The organism is Paenibacillus sp. lzh-N1 (assembly GCF_002872435.1).
GTDB classification, from domain to species: Bacteria; Bacillota; Bacilli; order Paenibacillales; family Paenibacillaceae; genus Paenibacillus; species Paenibacillus polymyxa_C.
The window spans coordinates 637,747-658,072 of record NZ_CP025696.1; the positions used below are offsets into that span (position 1 = coordinate 637,747).

The following is a 20,326-nucleotide window of genomic DNA, read 5'->3' on the forward strand; positions in this document are numbered from 1 at the left end:
AGTTACAGAACGGTTGCCCAGCGTCTTTCCAATTGCTCCAAGGCACTTTGTAAATGATTCCGTACTATACTTTCGTCTTCTGAAAAAGGTAGAGTTAGTGCCATAAACAGATTAGACTCGCTATCATGCCAAACTTCGCATAAGATTCGTGATCTTCCTTCAACATTGACATTACCCATATCCACCGTTTGTAGGAGTTGATGCTCACTTCTCAGCTCACCAAGGAAATTAAATACAATTGGCATTCTATCCAAAGCCTGCTGCAAGTATCCTCCAGATAAAGGATAATCGTTCTGTACATCCGGGTTATACATTAAGTTAGCAAAGCTGATATTATGTTCAGCTGCCCATTGAACACTTTGGCGAACCTGCTGTTCTAGAGATACCAGGTTTTGGTCTAAATTTGTTAGTATCGGGATATGATCCACAAATTCACCAATAACATCATAGTAACGCTTCTCTCCAAAGCTTCGGCCATACTGCGTTACCCAAATGGGTACCTGACTAAGCTCGAAATACATTTTACAAAAAGCAGTAAACGTAAAGAATGCGATCTCCCAATGACTAGTGTTGTCCAAGTGAACTGCTCTCTCGGAAGATTTTAAATCCCACATAACGGTTGTATGCCCTTCAAGTACTGCTTTTTGATCGACAAAATTGGTTATACGACCCATTGCACGATCAAACTTATCTAGACTATAGGTAGTTACTAGTTCCAGATCGTCAACACCCTGAGGTCCTTCCATAATATGAGCTGTAAAATCAGAGTAACGATTTTTGCTCCCTTCAGGCGTTTCCTTTCCAGCTCGAACACATTCATAATAAGTGTTGAACTGGTGCTTAATAATCTCACTGCTCATAAAGTCAAAGATCGAGTGCGAAAAAGGTAATATAAGCAGGTAGTCTTTCAGATTCTTTTTCACAATCAATATCCGATATAAAAGTGAATTGCTCAATTCATGCTTTTTGTAAAAATAAGGCCAGATGATATTATTCAGAATCACTTGCTGTGCATCTTCGTCATACATAGAGATATCCACCAGTGGTACAGGAAGATGATCCGGTGCTTCCCTTACTTGCCATTGCAATTCTCCGTTTTCTTCACACAGCGTACTTCTCATCAAATCTTGATCTCGAATAATCTGCAGAATCGCTTCTCCCACATACTCCATGTTCATATGTTTTTCTAGCGGAATAATCGTGCCAGAAATATCACTGTGTTGGAGATGGTAGCGTTGTGTTGGAGAAACTGGCAGTCTCTCGATCACTCCTGGGCTTAGAATAGCTTTGGAGAAAATGTCCAAATCATTGTCAATTCTTTCTGTCCATATGCTCTTAATGTCTTCAAGATTGACCTTTTCTAGTCTCAGGGTTTCTTCTCCATGCCAAGTGATGTAATGAGGCTGGATCGATTCATCGCAATTCATGTCCAACAGTTCCATAATCTCTTTTTCGAAAGAAATGGCTCCCTCTTCTAAATGCAGAACAATATAAGATTTTCCATTGAATTGCTCTTGTTGTATCCAACCCTTAACGTTCAGCTTTTGATGCAGCAACGCTATAATCTGATCAAATTGTTGGGCAAGTGCAGAATGTTTCTCTTCCATTCTTTCCACATGTAGTGCCAACTCTCTGACCGTAGGGTATTGATAGATACTGCTCAACCGTAATTCACTACTCAAAATCCCCTGTAACCGAGATGCAAGCTGAATAGCCGTTAAAGAATGTCCTCCCAGTTCAAAGAAATTGTCGTCGATACCCACATGTTCAACACCGAGTACACTCATCCAGATCTCGACTAATTCCTTTTCCAGCTCGTTGCTGGGCTCTACATATTCTGTTCCGGTACCAAACTCCAGCTCAATTTCTAATAGCATACGACGATTAATCTTACCACTCGACGTGAGCGGCATCTGATCCAAGAATACAAAATAAGCTGGAATCATATACTCTGGAACTGAGACAGATAGATTTTGTCGCAACATTGCCGTTGTCACATGAGGTTCGGCAACAAGATACGCACCCAAACTAGGCGTCCCCGTTCGGTCATCAGCACGGGCAAGCACTGCCGCTGCCCGAACTCCATCATGTGCAAGCAAAGCCGCCTCAATCTCACCCAGTTCGATCCGATACCCGCGGATTTTCACCTGATGATCGATTCTGCCCATATATTCGATATTTCCATCCGGCAACCATCTGGCCAGATCTCCTGTTCGGTACATCCGTCCTCCCGGCTCGTATGGATCTTCTACGAATTTCTCTTCCGTCAATTCCTCCCGGTTGACATATCCTCGCGCTACACAGTCGCCCCCAATATGCAGTTCCCCCGGTATCCCTATCGGTTGCAAACGGTCCTTCTTGTCCAAAACGTACAATTTTACGTTATCAATCGGCTTCCCGATCGGAATGCTCTCCGGTTCATGCTCGGCAGGACAGTCATAATACGCCACCTCCACGGTCGCTTCCGTTGGGCCATACAGATTATGCAGCGTGGCACCGCCGCCTCCTATCAGGCGGTTAAACCGACGAACATGCTCTGTCATCAGCGCTTCTCCACTGGCAAATACACGTCTTACACTGTGCATTTTCCCCGCAGCTCCGCTGTGTTCCATGTATTCCAGAAACGCTCCCAGCATCGACGGCACAAAATGCAATGCCGTTACCCGGTTAGCCTCAACCGTTTCAGCTATTGTTGCCGGGTCCTTCTCTCCTCCTGGCTCCAAAAAGCATACCGTTGCCCCTTGGATGGCCCACGAGAATAATTCCCACAACGATACATCAAAGGTATACGGTGTCTTTTGCAGGATCACATCCTCCGCTCCAAACGGAATCCGCTTTTGCATCCAGTGCAGACGATTGATCAGCGAGGCATGCTCAATCATGACTCCTTTGGGCTTACCCGTAGACCCCGAGGTATAAATCACATATACCAAATCCGTCGAGCGATTGATTGATTCCAGATTCTTTTCTCTTCCTGTTTGCTCCTTTTTCTGTACCAGCATATCTTCGATAGCGATCAGTTCCCGGGTTGTTCCATGACAACGAAGCTGCTCCGCTAACTCTTGCTGGGTCAATAAAATGGATGCTCCACTGTCCTCCAGCATGAACGCCAGTCGTTCTTCAGGGTCCTCTGGATTCAGCGGCAGATAGGCTCCACCTGCTTTCAAGATTCCTAGTAGTCCGATAATCATCTCCAACGACCGGTGAACCGCGATCCCCACCACACGATCAGGTCCTACTCCTTTTTCCCGCAGCACATGAGCCAACCGATTCGCTTGGGCATTCAGCTCCTGATACGTTAGTTGCCGTCCTTTATAAAGGGCTGCCGGATGTTCCGGTGTTCGCTCCACCTGCTCCTCAAACAATTGATGGATTGTCTTCTCTCGCGGATAGATCGCCGTAGTATTGTTAAATTCATTCAAAATCACTTCTTTCTCTGGTAAAGAAGTTACTTCAATTGAGGATATACTCATCTCCGGATTATCCACGATTTGTCGGACCACGCCATTTAAATGATTTTTTATACGTTCCACAAATTCTCTACTTAAGGTATCAGCGTTGTACAGAAATTTAATGTTCAGTTCTTCTTTTAGGGAAACAATAAGATTAAAGTCATAGTTTGTCTGTTCATAAAAAGCCATATCTCGCACGTGAATTTTCAGATTGTGCTTCTGTAGGGCCTCTTCTTCGCCATACTCAGGGTAATTTTCAAACACCATAATATGATCTAACAGGCTTTGCTTCAGTGTAGATATGGATTGAATGTCTGCTAACGATGTGTACTCATACTTAACCGATTCAATGGAGCTTTGTTGAGCTCTCTTGGCCATTTCAATGAAGCTTTCATTCTCCTCGCCATAAATTCGCACGGGAATCGTATTAATGAAAATACCTACCATGCTCTCAATGTCCGGGATTACTGGCGGTCGCCCTGAAACGACTGCTCCAAATACTACATCGTTGGTATTGTTATATCTTTGAAGCAATGCCCCCCACATGGATTGGAACAATGTGTTGACCGTAATCCGATTATGAGATGCAATCTCTGTTAATCGTCGTGTCAGTGTTTGGTCTAACGAAAATTCCAGCTGACTCGTCTGGTAACCACTTTCTTTAGCCTGCAATTTGGACGTCTTTGGTATAACTGCACATTGCGTATATCCATCCAAAGCCTGTTTCCAATATTGCATGGACTCCTCTTTGTCCTGCTTTTCCAGCCAACGAATATAAGTTGAATAAGCAGGGGCTGTTTCAGACTTAAGCGGTCTACCATCTTTCAATTCTAGATACATGCTCATAAAATCGTGGTAGACAATTCCTACGCACCATCCATCCATAATCATATGATGGAAAGTCCACATCATAAGGAACTTATCAGGAGTTGTTTTTAATACATTTATACGTATTAGTGCCTCATTGGATAAATCAAATCCATGCAGAAGATCTTGTTTTTTGCAATCCTCAAGATACACGGTAATTTCTTGCTCATTCATCCTGGTAAGGTCATAAAACTGAAACTCTGTATGTTGATGTTTACGCACAATTTGCCGAGGTTCATGTATACCGGTAAACACAAAATTCGTACGCAATACTTCATATTTTGCCAACAATTCTTGAAAACTCTGTTCCAGAAGCTCCTGCTGTAGTTCACCTTCCATTTCAATCGCGACTTGTTCCACATAAGCTGTAGTTTCCGGCTCCATCATGTAATGGAACAGCATTCCCTGCTGCATAGGTGTTAACGGGTAAATATGCTCTACCTGTTCAGTCCCACCAAACTGTGTGAGAATCTGATCTAATTCAGGAATAGAGAGAGTATGGTCTTGGTAATCAGATGGTGTGAGAACCTTCTGTGAAATGCTTGTACAGTGATTAATTAACATTTTTAAATGCTCTATATACATAAGGGATAATTGTTCAATAGCATGGTCTTCATGCTCGCCGCGAATATATCCAAATTCAAGTAACAGTTGGTCTTGGGAAACAATACTGTTGATGTCCAGTGTAAAATGGCTTTCTGCCCCTTCACCAACAGAACGTCCAGGAGATAACGGTGACGATTCAAAGCTTCCCTCTTGCGTACCATCCATAAATTGTCCCAGATAATTAAAACTGATTTGTGGCTGTATGTTAAAATCTAAATCTTGAATATGCTCCACATCGGTCAAATACTTCAGAACTCCGTATCCAATCCCTCGATTAGGGATATGCCGAATCATTTCCTTAGTTCGCCGAATAACAGATGAAATATCTTCACTATCCCTCATATCCAGCACAACAGGAAACATCGAAGTAAACCAGCCTATGGTTCGAGTAACATCAATCTCCTCCATAATCTCTTCCCTGCCATGTCCTTCAAGATTAATAGCGAAGATTTTACTACCCGCCCATTGCTTAATAGCCAATCCAAGTGCTGATAACAATAAGTCATTAATTTCGGTATTATAGGCCTGATGAGCAGTTCCAAGCAGTAGCTGTGTATCTTGCTTGTCCAACCGGACAGCTATACTCGTTCTTTCTTTTTTCACTCCACCCTCTTCAGGAACTGCTCTCTTCTGAGGAAATGGAGACTCACATTGAACACCTTCAATTTGCTGCCAATATGCCTTCTCCTTTAGTAAAGTCCGACTATTCGAATACTCTGCAAGCCGGTCGGACCAATACTGAAAAGAGTCTGTTTTATCCGGCAAAGCGATAGCCTCACCTTGTAATGCCTGGGTATATGCGCTCTCCAAATCCTCTAATAAGATTCGCCAGGAGACCCCATCAATAACTAGATGGTGAATAGCAATCAGCAAATGCTGACCTTGATCTGTTTGGAACAAGCCAACCCGGATAATCTCGCCTGCTCTTAAGTCCATGGTAGCCTGTAGACGACTAGCCTCTTCCTCAATCTTGCTTTCAGCATCGTTATTTCCTTGTAGATTATAAATATTTAAATGAAGAGGCTTTAACTGCGTTTCCATATGGTATTGGCAAACAGAACTCTGACCGATCTCATACACCATTCGTAGGGCGTCATGGTGAATAATAATATTCTCCAAAGCAGTTTTTAGGGCATCTTCATCAAACACACCACTAGTAAACAACATAACCGCTTGATTAAAATGGTTCCGATCATCCTGTACATTTTCGAAGAACCATTTTTGGATTGGAGTTAGCTGTACCTCACCTGTTACCGCCTTCTGGTCAATGATTCTGGAACGACGTTGGACATATGGTGCTACTTGCTGAACAGTAGGGTGCTGAAATATGTCCTTCATATCCAGCTTTAATCCCTCTTGACTCAACCTTGCGATAACTTGAATGGCCTTAATAGAGTCTCCTCCAAGGTCAAAAAAACTGTGACTAATTCCAATTCCCTCTTGTCCCAGTACGCCTTCCCAAATTTTGATCAACTTCTCTTCCGTAGGGCTTGTCGGTGGTTCATACAGCGTGCTTAAGTCTAAGTTGATATGAGGCTCTGGCAATTTCTTCTGATCCACCTTGCCATTAGCGTTCAGCGGCAAACTGTCTAGCAGTATTAAGCTGGATGGCAACATGTAATCTGGTAAATACTTCGCCAAGTAACGGCGAATAGCTGAAGTATTTAATTCCCCGTCTGTCACCATATATGCAGAAATACGATTTTGGCCGGATTGATCCGGTTTAGCTACAACTATTGCCTCTTTAATGCGTTCATGGGATAGTAGTTGATTTTCAATTTCTCCAAGCTCTATACGGAACCCCCTAATTTTCACCAGATGATCTTGGCGGCCTACAAATTCAATATTTCCATCTGGAAGCCATTTTGCAATGTCACCTGTTTTGTACATTTTCTCGCCCGGATTAAATGGATTGTCTATAAACTTTTCTTTTGTAAAGTCAGGTAGGTTCAAATAGCCCTGGGAAAGTGCATCGCCTGCTATACAAAGCTCTCCCGGAATACCAATAGGCTGCAATTTGAGATTTTTATCCAGAATATACACAGTAGTACCTGTAATCGGGGCTCCAATCGGAATTGTACCTTTCCGTTCATGAATCTGATCTACACCATAACAGGTAGCAAAGACCGTGCTTTCGGTAGGACCGTACATATGCAGCATTTTATGGGGTCCGATATATTCAAACAACTTACTCACATGCGGAAGTGAAACCCGCTCTCCACCAAAAAGTACTTTGCGAATTGTAGTAAAACATTCAATATTGGTTTCTATCAACGTGTTAAACAAGGCGGTAGTAATAAAAAATACCGAGACATTTTCATTTCGAATTAAGGAAGACAGTTTTTCTGGATTCAGCATATTCTCTTTACGTAAGAGAACCAGCTTAGAACCATTGACCAGAGCGCCGAATATATCGAAGACTGACCCATCAAAGGCATAGTTAGATAACTGCAAGAGAATATCCTGTTCTGTAAGATCGATATAATTGGAGTTTTTAATCAATCTTCCCACGTTATAATGCATGGTCAGATTCCCTTTTGGTTTACCTGTTGAGCCAGAGGTGTATAGCACATATGCCAAATCATCCGGTTCATTCACATAAGGTAAGTTACTAGAATCTGAATCCTTAACGATCATATCGAGCTGATCCAAATCAAGGATTTCCCCTGCAAATCCATCTGCTCCTGCCTCTTTTATGAAAGTTGATTCAGTCAGAACATGATGGGAAGCCAATAATAGTGTTATCTTGCAATCGTATAGCATCAGACTAATTCGCTCCGCAGGATAATCTGGTGCCAGAGGAACATATGCACCCCCAGCCTTTAAAATCCCTAGGATTCCGACTATCATTTCAAAAGATCGCTCTACCATAATGCCAACAAGCGTATTGGCCTGTACTCCTTTTTCTCTAAGCACTCTGGCAAGCTGATTCGCTTTATCGTTTAACTCGCTGTAAGTCCATTGTTGTTCCTCGAACGATACTGCGACACGCTCCGGCGTCTTCGCTACCTGCTCTTCAAAGAGCTGATGCAGCAATTTTCGGTTCTCTTTCTCGTTAGAAGCGGGTACCGTATTAAATTTCGTTAACAGGATCTCTTCTTCGGATGCAGTTACCATGTTTACGTCGCTAATCCGGAGATCCGCAGAGTCCACAATAGTCTGCAAAATCTGCAAATAATGCTTCGACATTCTCTCAATACTTTCTTTGTGAAACAGCTTGTTACAATAATCAATTCGAAAAGAGAGTCCCTCTTGATCCGCTTCTGCTGTTAACGTTAAATCAACTTTGGCAATGCCAGCTTCAACAGAATACGGTGATATGGATATCCCGTCAGCTTGCAGGCTTACCGAATCGGTATTTTCTAGAGAGAACATCGTATCAAACAGAGGATTTCGGCTTAAATCCCTGTGAAGTTCGAGCTTATCTACAAGATCTTCTATTGGATAATCCTGATGTTCGAAAGCTTCCAGGCTGCTTCTTTGCACCTCCAGTAAAAATTGCTTGAGCGTTTTGTCAGCAGCTGGACGGTTGCGCAGCACTAGTGTGTTAACGAACATCCCCATAATATTTTCTAAATCTGTATGATTACGACCTGCTATTGGAGACCCTACCACGATATCTTCCTGGCCTGAATACTTATGCAGCAACACGTTGTAAGCCGATAACAGTACCATAAATAAAGTGGTCCGATTTGCTGCAACAAATTGCTGTAGACTTTCACGAAGTGTCTTGTCAGCTTGAAAAGAATACCGGTCACCTTCAAAGCTTTGTACTTGAGGCCTCGTGAAATCAGTTGGTAGATTAAGGACAGGAAGCTCATCCGAAAACAAGTCTAACCAGTACTGTTCCTGCTTCATCAAGTGTCCTTCTTTGATCCACTCACTGTTCCAAACGGCGTAGTCTTTATATTGAATACGCAATGGTGGCAGCGAGTTCCCGTGATACAATATCGTGAAATCATTAGCCAAAACGCTCATGGAAACACCATCTGCAACAATATGGTGCATATCTACCATCAAAATATGCCTATTGTCCGAAATACGCACCAGCTTCGCCCGCAATAATGGAGCCTGACCTAAGTTAAACGGTCTTACGAACGATTTGAATATCGCTTGAATCTGTTTGTCCTGTGCTTCTATTTCGATATCATCAGCCTGTTGGAAACTTAGTTGAAATGGAACCTCACTATGAATTTTTTGTACTGGCTCCTCTGTGCCCCACTCAAATGATGTCCGCAATGCCTCATGCCTATCTATTAGATCCCTGAACACTCGCTCCAGCCGCTGGATGTCCAGTTCTCCCTCCATCAGTAAGGCAAAGGGCATATTGTATGCTGTTTCTGCTCCTTCAAACTGATGTAAAATCATTTGTCTCTTTTGAACGGATGTCACTGGATAAGAATCGCGTAGCTCGGCAGGAGCAATATCCATCATCGTCCCAGCTGCAACCTCTGGTCCGCAGATCAAAACACTCATTTCTTCGATGGTCGGATGTGCAAAAATATCACGGAGTGGAATTTCAACTTGCAGCAACTTATTGATTCGAGACATAAGTCGAGTCGCCGTTAGTGAATGTCCACCCAGTTCAAAAAAGTTGTCATGTATACCGATGGAGGATATGTCCAGCAACTTCTCCCAAATCTCGGCTAGTTTTCTTTCCGTTTCGTTTCTTGGTGCAACATAGCTGGTGGCTCGCATCCCATGATCTGGTTCGGGTAGCGCTTTACGGTTAACCTTGCCACTGGACAGGTGCGGCATAACATCTAGCCGAACGAAATGACTTGGCACCATGTAATCCGGTATGAGTGCCTTCAAGTGCGCCCTTAAAATAGATGTGTTCAAACCTTCTCCGCTTTCGAAATATGCGCATAAATATTTACCACCATCTCGATCATCAAGGGCAAGTACTGTAGCCGCCTTGATACCTTCGTACGCGAGTAAGGCCGCTTCAATCTCACCCAGTTCGATCCGGTAGCCCCGAATTTTCACCTGATGGTCGATCCGACCCATATATTCAATGTTTCCATCCGGCAGCCATCTCGCCAAGTCTCCCGTCCGGTACATCCGTCCCCCTGCTGCATAAGGGTCCGCTACGAATTTCTCCTCCGTCAGTTCTTTCCGATTCACATATCCCCGGGCTACGCAGTCCCCTCCAATGTGCAGCTCGCCCGGTACACCTATCGGCTGCAATCGGTCTTTACGGTCCAAAATATACAATTTCACATTATCAATCGGCTTCCCGATCGGAATACTCTCTGGTTCCTGCTCGGCAGGACAGTCGTAATACGCCACCTCTACCGTTGCCTCTGTCGGTCCATACAGGTTGTGTAGCGTGGCTCCTTCGGCTCCCAGCAAACGGTTAAACCGGCGGACATGTTCTGTCATCAGCGCTTCCCCGCTGGCAAATACTCGCCGGACACTGCGCATTTTCCTAGCGGCTCCGCTGTGCTCGATGTACTCCAGGAATGCTCCCAGCATGGATGGTACAAAATGGATCGCTGTTACCCCGTTGGCCTCCACCGTTTCGGCTATCGTTGCCGGGTCTTTCTCGCCTCCCGGCTCCAAAAAGCATACTGTCGATCCCTGAATCGCCCATGAGAACAGCTCCCACAACGATACGTCAAAGGTGTATGGCGTTTTTTGCAGGATCACATCCTCTGCTCCAAACGGAATTCGTTTTTCCATCCAGTGCAGACGGTTGATCAGTGAAGCGTGCTCAATCATAACCCCCTTCGGCTTGCCGGTAGAGCCTGACGTATAAATCACGTACACCAAATCGGTTGAGCAGTTAACGGGTTCCGGGTTCTTCTCGCACTCTTCTCCTGTAAGCTCCATCCCCTCCATCAGCAGATCTTCGATAGCGATTAGCTCGCGATCGACTCCGTGTGGACGAAGGCGGTCCAACTGATCCCGCTGGGTCAACAGGATAGATGCCCCGCTATCCTCCAACATGAATCCCAGCCGTTCTTCCGGGTCCTCTGGATGTAGCGGCAGATACGCCCCGCCTGCCTTCAAAATCCCCAGCAGGCCGACGATCATCTCCAGCGATCGATGAACTGCGATGCCCACCATCTGGTCGGGTCCGATCCCTTTCTTCCGCAGGACGTGAGCCACCCGATTCGCTTGGGCATTCAGCTCCCGGTACGTCAATTGCCGATCTTTGTATAGGGCTGCCGGATGTTCCGGTGTTCGCTCCACCTGCTCCTCAAACAATTGATGAATCGTCTTCTCCCTTGGATAAGGCGCAGCCGTCCCGTTGAATTTATTCAAAATCAATTCTTTTTCTTCTGGCAGAATAATATCTATTTCGTTCAAAACTACATCAGCAGATGAAACCACAGTGCGGGCGATTTCTTCAACATGTCGACCTAATCGATCTATATATGCTGGTTCGTATAATAGACCGTTATAGCTGAATTTCATCCGCAGTTTCTCACCGGGGACAACGTTAAGGTTGAAGGAATAATTAGTTTGTTCAAAGCCAGCCATCTCCGAAACCGCTAAACTGTTTTCGTCCGCGTGATCGGGGGCTTCCTCCATACCCGGAAAGTTTTCAAAGGCCAAAATATGGTGTATCAGATTACTCTTCAACAAACTCCCCGCCTGAATATCAGCAAGAGGCACATAATGGTGCTCCCCCGCCTCCATAACCGAATATTGTACATGCTGGACGAATTCCGAAAAAGCAAGATGATCCTCTTCACTTGATATACGCACTGGAATAGTATTGATAAATAGGCCCACCATATTTTCTGCTCCCGGAATATCTGACGGACGACCGGAAACGACAGAACCAAACACTACATCGCGGGTGTTGTTGTATTTCATCAATAGCAGACCCCAGATGGAGTGAAACAATGTACTCAAAGTAACCTTGAGTTCTTTGGCCAGTGATTCCAACTGACCTGTTAATTGCGAATCAAAGCTAAAGATTTGCTGCTGTGGATCGTAATCAACGTGGCTCCCTTTACCACTCGTAGGCAAGATGCTTTGCTGTTCAAAACCATCCAAATATCGCTCCCAAAACATAAGCGCTGTATCTGTATCCTGCTTGTCCAGCCATTTGAGGTATTTTTCATAAGAAGGAGCTTCACCTAGCTGAACTGGCTCATTTTTTTTCAATGATGTGTAGATCTGGAACCATTCTTTCAGAACGATTTCTAAGCACCATCCATCCATAATGATGTGATGGAAGCTAACGATCAGCTTGTATACATCAGACGCACACTGCAATATGGAGACCCGGAATAACTCATCCCGGGTGATATCAAATCCGTTGGCCTTATCACGTTGAACAAACTGTTCTATATAGGCCACCTGGTCAGATTGCGTTAGTGAAGAAATGTCTTCAAAGTGAATGGATGGATGCTTCTGCCGGAATACGATCAATTTAGGCTCTTCAATATTGACGTGAAAAACATTGCTTCGCAATATCTCATGGCGCTCAAATAGAACAGAAAGACTTCGGTCCAGAAGCTCTACCTCGAGTAAGCCGTTCAGGGTAAGACTCACTTGTTCAAAATAGGCGTACGAAGTTTGATCTAGCAGGCTATGGAACAAGATTCCTTGTTGCATCGGAGTTAATCGGAATATACTTTGAATTTGCAGATCTTTACTCATAATCCACCGCCTAGGAAGATGTATTATTTTTATAGTAGGCCATAATCTCATCCAAATCGTTAATTGAAAGATTCTCATCGCTCACATCTGCGGGAGTCCATTCCTTCTCCTTCTTTTCAGAGCAATGCTCAATAATTTCTAGCAAACGACTTTGCAAGAAATTCCCCAATTTTTGAATACTCGATTCAGCATATTCACGACTGCTATACTCAATCCCGAGGGTTAATATCCCCTGTTCGATACTTCCATTAATATCAAGCACAAATGGTGTCTCGGTCTCCTCACTTACTGTTCGACCCGCAGAATACTTTGATTCGACAAATAAAGGCGCAACGGAGCCTGAATCAATCTGGCCGTGATAATTAAAGCGAATTTCAGGTGCAAAATGTCCCTGATTAGTACTTTTCAAATCGTGTAGGGTCATATATTCCAGAATTCCGAAGTCAATGCCCTTATTAGGAACACGTCGCAACGCTTCCTTGGTCAGCTTAATTTGGTAAGCTAAATCGGTATTATGCTTCATATCTAGATGAATAGGATACATCGTAGTAAACCAGCCGACCGTTCTGGTTATATCTATATCATCAAAAATCTGTTCCCGTCCGTGCCCTTCCAACAAAATGGTAAATTCGTCATCATCAGTCCAGTCTCTCAATGCCAGCCCAAAGGCTGTCAACAGTAGATCGTTTACATTCGTACTATAAGCCTTGTGTACATCCTTCTGTAGACGATCTGTTTGTTGCTTGGAAAGCCTTACGTTGCAGATTTCCAGGTCCTTCCCTCTTCTGTCAGCGGCCGGATAGTCTTTATGAAGCGGTTTACTGGCATGACGGATTACATTCTCCCAATAACGTTTGTAACGAGCTGGACGCCCACCCTTTGCATCGTCACCAAGGCGATGGGTCCAATCCTTCCATGAATGGGTCTTCGCCTGAAAGAGGATTTCTTCATTATTAAGTGCCTGCATATACCCCTGCTCCAAATCTTCCAATAGAATTCTCCAAGAAACTCCATCTACCACCAAATGATGAATCGCGAGTAGTAAGTGATCACCTTGAGCGGTGTGAAACAACCCCGCTTGCACAAGCGGACCGCTTTCTAAATTCATGCGCCGCTGAATCGCTTCGCTGAGGGTCTGGATTGCTTCTTCAATGGATGACTCATGGCTTACATCCAGAGCAGTAAGAGCATATGCCTTTCGATTCGTACCATGAATGATGGGAATAATTTTGTCCTGATTCGCTGTATATGTCATTCGTAAGGCATCATGATGCTCAGTCAGCTTACACAACACCTGATCGACCAGTTCTTCCTTCCACCCATTTTGGCTATACAACATAACGGCCTGGTTCCAATAGTTGGATTCCGTGAACTTTTGCTCAAAAAACCATCGTTGGATAGGGGATAGCTCAGCCTCTCCTTCAATAATCCCTTGCTCGGCTTGAACACTGACTGCTCTTAGATCTGGAGTTAGGCTACCTATCGTTTGATGACGGAAAAGGTCCTTAATTTCCATGCGATATCCGTGCTTGCTTAGACGTGTGGAAATTTGAATAGCTTTAATCGAATCCCCGCCCAATTCAAAAAAGTTATGATTCGTTCCGATAGGAGCATAGCCAAGAACCTCTTGCCAGATTTCCGCCATCAACGTTTCAACCTTATTGGATGGAGGAATATAATCTACCTCAATCGACAGACTGTGATCAGGCTCAGGCAATGCTTTTCTGTCGATCTTACCGCTCGATAGATAAGGCATAGCTTCCATAGATACGATATAAGCAGGCACCATATACTCGGGAAGGACTTCTTTAATACGAGCCTTTAATGCTTGTACATTGAATTCCTGGGCATGTTCAACATAGGCGCATAAATAACTTCCTCCAGAACGGTCATCACGAGCAAGCACTACTGCCGTCTGTACCCCTTCGTAGGCCAGTATTGCCGCTTCAATCTCACCCAGTTCGATCCGGTAGCCGCGAATTTTCACCTGATGGTCGATCCGACCCATATATTCAATGTTTCCATCCGGCAGCCATCTCGCCAAGTCTCCCGTTCGGTACATCCTTCCTCCCGCCGCATATGGGTCCGCTACGAACTTCTCCTCCGTCAGTTCTTTCCGATTCACATATCCTCGGGCTACGCAGTCCCCTCCAATGTGCAGCTCGCCCGGTACGCCTATCGGCTGCAATCGGTCTTTATGGTCCAAAATATACAATTTCACGTTATCAATCGGCTTCCCGATCGGAATGCTCTCCGGTTCCTGCTCGGCAGGACAGTCGTAATACGCCACCTCTACCGTTGCCTCTGTCGGTCCATACAGGTTATGCAATGTGGCTCCTTCGGCTCCCAGCAAACGGTTAAACCGGCGGACATGTTCTGTCATCAGCGCTTCCCCGCTGGCAAATACTCGCCGGACACTACGCATTTTTCCGGCGGCTCCGCTATGCTCGATATACTCCAGGAATGCTCCCAGCATGGATGGCACAAAATGGATCGCTGTTACCCCGTTGGCCTCCACCGTTTCGGCTATCGTTGCCGGGTCTTTCTCGCCTCCCGGCTCCAGAAAGCATACCGTCGCTCCCTGAATCGCCCACGAAAACAGCTCCCACAACGATACGTCAAAGGTGTAAGGCGTTTTTTGCAGGATCACATCCTCCGCTCCAAACGGAATTCGTTTTTCCATCCAGTGCAGACGGTTGATCAGCGATGCGTGCTCAATCATGACCCCCTTCGGCTTGCCGGTGGAGCCTGACGTATAAATCACGTACACCAAATCGGTTGAGCGGTTAACGGGTTCCGGGTTCTTCTCGCATTCTTCTCCTGTAAGCTCCATCCCCTCCACCAGCAGATCTTCGATAGCGATCAGCTCGCGATTGGCTCCGTGCGGACGAAGGCGGTCCAACTGATCCCGCTGGGTCAGCAGGATAGATGCCTCGCTATCCTCCAGCATGAATCCCAGCCGTTCTTCCGGGTCCTCTGGATGTAGCGGCAGATACGCCCCGCCTGCCTTCAAAATCCCCAGCAGGCCGACGATCATCTCCAGCGATCGATGAACTGCGATGCCCACCATTTGGTCGGGCCCGATCCCTTTCTTCCGCAGGACGTGAGCCACCCGATTCGCTTGGGCATTCAGCTCCCGGTACGTCAATTGCCGATCTTTGTATAGGGCTGCCGGATGCTCAGGTGTTCGCTCCACCTGCTCCTCAAACAATTGATGAATCGTCTTCTCCCTTGGATAAGGCGCAGCCTTCCCGTTGAATTTCTTCAAAATCAATTCTTTTTCTACCACAGTTAACAAATCGGTATCACCTATGGTTTGTGTGCTATTAGCTACAAACGACCTTAGCACCACCACCATATGATCCAAGAAGCGTTCGACAGTGTCCTTTTGGAACAAAGCACTGTTATACTCCAAATTTAAATGAAGGTAGCTACCTGTTTCTTCCGCACTCAAGGTTAAATCAAATCGGGATACACCTGGATTGAACGGAAATGGTTTGAATTCCAATCCACTAGATTGTAGCGGCTGTCCTTTTGTATTTTGCATGACAAACATGGTGTCGAAGATCGGGCTTCGGCTCACATCTCTCCGCAGCGCAAGCTTTTCGACCAATTGCTCAAAGGGATATTCCTGATGCTCAAAAGCAGATAAAACCGTTTCCTTAACTTCGTCCAGAAAAGCTGAAAGACTCTTCTCCGCTGAAGGGCTAGTACGCAGTGCCAACGTATTAACAAACATGCCGACGATCTTTTCTGTATCTGGATGTCTTCTCCCAGCAACCGGTGTACCGATGACAATGTCGTCTTGTCGTGCATGCTTGGACAAAACAACGTTATATACAGCCAGTAAAATCATGAACAATGTACTTTGAGTTTCAGCTGCAAGTTTGTGAAGTGGCTCTGTTATATCATCGCCCAGGATTCGGGATACCGTGTTACCTTCATAGCTTTGAATAGACGGTCTTGGGAAATCCGTTGGTAGCTCCAGTACAGGCGGCTCATGTTTAAAGAGATCCAGCCAGTAGGATTCCTGCTCTTTAATAAATCCATGATTTATTTGCTCATTATGCCAGTTAGCATAATCTTTGTACTGAACGGATAGAGGCGGAAGCGCCTGTTCATCATATGCTTTTACAAATTCATCCATAATAATAGACATAGAAACGCCATCCGAAATAATATGGTGTAAATCAACCAGCAGCATATTTTTGTTCTCTGCCAACGGGATCAGCTCGCCTCTTAATAAAGGGGCACGGCTCAGGTCAAACGGTTGGACGAATTCACTTAGCACCGTTTCTATTTGCTGTTCCTCTGAATCCTCTTTGCTGGTCAGACTATGAATTTTCAACTCAAATTCTACTTCGTCATGTACGCTTTGAACCGGCTCTCCGTTGATCCATGAAAAAGAAGTGCGCAATGCTTCATGCCTGTGAATCAGAGTGTTGAAAGCCATTTTCAACCGTTCCTGTTCCAGATGGCCTTGAACGAGCATGACAGAAGGCATATTGTAAACCAGTTCCGCTCCTTCAAGTTGATGCAATATCATCTGACGTCTTTGCGAGGAGGAAACTGGATAATAGGTTTGATCAGAAAGTAGAGCAATTTCGGTAAATGTACCTGCCCCTCTCCCGATTGTACGTTCAATGAGTTTGCTCATGCTTTCCACAGTTGGGTACTCAAATATTTCACGCATAGGCAACTCGACCTGGAATTCTCGAATAATTTTCCCAATCAGTATTGTAGCCTTCAGCGAATGTCCACCCAGTTCAAAAAAATGGCTGTGTATACCTATTGGGCTCACATGCAGAATATCCTCCCACAAACGTACTAGACGAGTTTCTGTATCTGTTCGAGGAGCTACAACCCCCTGCTCCCGAATCACATGATGGGGCTCAGGAAGCGCTCCTCGGTTCACCTTTCCATTAGGCGTAAGAGGTATCGTAGCCATCTGTATCAGATGAGCAGGTACCATATACAAGGGCAGAGACGCTTTCAAAAAAGATCGTATTTCCTGTGTTAAGAGTTCATGGTCCGAAACAATATAAGCGCATAAATACATTTCGTCCTCTTGGTCTTTTCTAGATAGAACAACGGCTTCTCTGATGTCATGATGAGAGAGCAGGACCTTTTCGATTTCTCCAGTCTCAATACGATATCCACGGATTTTCACCTGGTGGTCTGTTCTTCCGAGATACTCCACATTGCCGTCGGGGAGCCACTTTGCCAAGTCCCCTGTCTTATACATGCGCTCTCCGAAAACGAATGGACTATCCGTGAATCTTTCGTCCGTTAGATCGGGTTGATTAATGTAGCCTAGGGCTACTCCTGTGCCAGCAATATGAAGTTCCCCCGGAATACCAACAGGAAGCAGTCTCCTCTCCTGATCCAAAATGTACAACCGGGTATTGTCAATAGGCTTACCAATTGGAATACTCTGCAAATCATCTCCATCCGGGCAATCAAACCATGTTGCATCCACTGTTGCCTCCGTTGGTCCGTATAAATTATGCAGAGTTGTTCCATTCGGCTTTCGAAGCAGAGTATTAAACCGTCTGGCTTGCTTTACTGTTAGTGCCTCCCCGCTAGCGAAAACTCGTTTAATACTGCTGAGTTTCCCCTCTGCTTGGTGCTGCTCAACATACTCCAAAAAAACAGACAACATGGAAGGCACAAAATGAAGGGTTGTAATTTTCTGTTCTGCCACCGTGTCCACCAGTAGCTTGGGATCCTTCTCCCCATCAGGCGGAAGAAAGTAGACTGAAGCTCCGGCTATAGCCCACCAAAATAGTTCCCATACAGAAACATCAAAGGTGTAAGGCGTTTTCTGTAAAATGATATCGTCCACACCAATCGGATACTTTTTTTGCATCCAATGAAGCCGATTCACTATAGAGGTGTGACGAATCATAACTCCTTTAGGCTTACCTGTAGAACCGGATGTATAAATTACGTAAGCTAAATCTTCCGGCCCACTGTAAGGTTCAAGATTAGTTTTTTCAGTTGGCCAGTCTGCTCCGATCGCAAGCACGCTGATATTCGCTGAAATATCCTTCAATGTAGTTTGGATTTCCTGCTGCACCAGCAGGATGGAAGCTCCGCTGTTACCCGCTATATATTGAATTCGTTCCAGAGGATCCTCTGGATTGATTGGCAAGTAAGCCCCCCCTGCCTTAAGAATAGCCATGATCCCGACTAGCATCTCCGGTGAGCGATAGGCTGCAATCCCAACAATCTGGCCAGTTTGCACCCCTTTCATCCTCAAGACGCGAGCCAATCGATTAGCCCGTTCGTTCAATTCCAGATAAGTTAACCGCCCATCAGCGAATGCTGCTGCCAAACGATTCGGCGTCAGTGCCACCTGCTCTTCGAATAGCTGTTGAATCGTTTGGCTTTGAGGATATAAGGCATCTGTATCATTAAAATCTCGCAGGATTCTGTGTTTTTCCTCGCCAGAAAGCAAATCAATATCATCCACATTCATATGCGGATTAGAAACTACCTGTTCAGCTATTTGTTTTAGGTGCAGTTCAATTCTTTCAATATCTGAAGCTTGATAAGCAATACTGTTATAGCCAAACTTAACTTTCAATTCTTTACCAGGAATGACTCCAATATTAAAATCATAATTCGTTTGCTCAAAGCCCTCGGTTTCCACAATTGAAACAAGCTGTTCTCCTTCACCACCAGCAAGCTCTTCAGTAATTGGGTAGTTCTCGAATGCTATGATATGGTGGATTAAGCTCTTGCCCAGTGGGGTTAGCATCTGAATATCAGCCAAGGATAGAAAATGGTACTTCCCCGATTCCATCATATTCTGCTGAAATTGCTTGATTATCTGGGAAAATGTTTGTGCTTCTTTATGACAAATACGTACAGGAATCGTATTAATAAATAATCCAACCATTTTCTCCGACCCTTCCAGCTCAGCTGGACGGCCGGAAACAACGGAACCAAATACCACATCTTTGGTGTTATTGTATCTTTGCAGCAACAGACCCCATATCCCATGAAATACAGAACTTAAGGTTACCTGATTTTGTTGTGCTATCATTTCCAAACCACGGGTTAACTGCCCGTCCAAGGTGAAAATATGGTTGTTCAGCTTGTAGCTTCCATCCTCAGTTGACTTGCTGCTAAGAGGTAAGCCACTTTGCTCTTCCACACCTGATAATTGTTGTTCCCAATAAGCAAGAGCTGTCTTCTTATTTTGCTGCCCTAACCAACTGATATACCGGCTATATGGAAATACTGCGTCCAATTCTGGCTTCTTCCCGAGGGAATAAGCCCTGTAAATTTGGAACAGATCCTTCGCAATTGTACCAATACACCAGCCATCCATAATGATGTGATGAAAGCTTAGAACCATTTTGCAGCTTGTATCACTTAATGCAAGAACACTTATCCGAATAAGGAGATCCTTTTCCAGATCAAAACGCATTTTCCGATCATTAATCGTAAAATTATCAACATATAAACGTTGTTCTGCTTCATTTAATTCCGTAATGTCTCTATAATCAATCGTTGCCTCTTTATTAGCCAGCACGACTTGTAACGGTTGGTCTGTTTCTTTATAAACAAACACAGTCCGTAACACATCATAACGGTCAATTAGGGTTTGGAAGCTTTCATTCAGCGTCTCTGCATTCAACCGTTCATTTAAGGTAATGACCGTTTGATCAAAATATGCTTCTGAGTGCTCGTCTAAAATGGAGTGATATAGAAGCCCCTCCTGCATGGGTGTCAATGGATAAATGTTTTGAATGAGTGCGTTTCTCATACGG

At 44.8% G+C, this 20,326-nt stretch carries 2 protein-coding genes; both read right to left on the minus strand.

The features are described from left to right. Positions 1–2: 2 nt before the first annotated feature. The gene (locus tag C0638_RS03010) at positions 3–12,545 is read right to left on the minus strand and encodes a non-ribosomal peptide synthetase (protein ID WP_058711018.1); all 12,543 of its coding nucleotides are present in this window, start codon (positions 12,543–12,545) and stop codon (positions 3–5) included. Between the two features lie 10 nt (positions 12,546–12,555). After that, positions 12,556–20,322: a non-ribosomal peptide synthetase gene (locus C0638_RS03015; protein ID WP_058711017.1), complete on the minus strand. Its 7,767-nt coding sequence runs from the start codon at positions 20,320–20,322 to the stop codon at positions 12,556–12,558. Between the last annotated feature and the right edge of the window lie 4 nt (positions 20,323–20,326).

Coding starts and splice junctions, on each gene's coding strand:
- C0638_RS03010 (WP_058711018.1), bottom strand. CDS start 12,545: ATGAGTAAAGATCTGCAAATTCAAAGTATATTCCGATTAACTCCGATG.
- C0638_RS03015 (WP_058711017.1), bottom strand. CDS start 20,322: ATGAGAAACGCACTCATTCAAAACATTTATCCATTGACACCCATGCAG.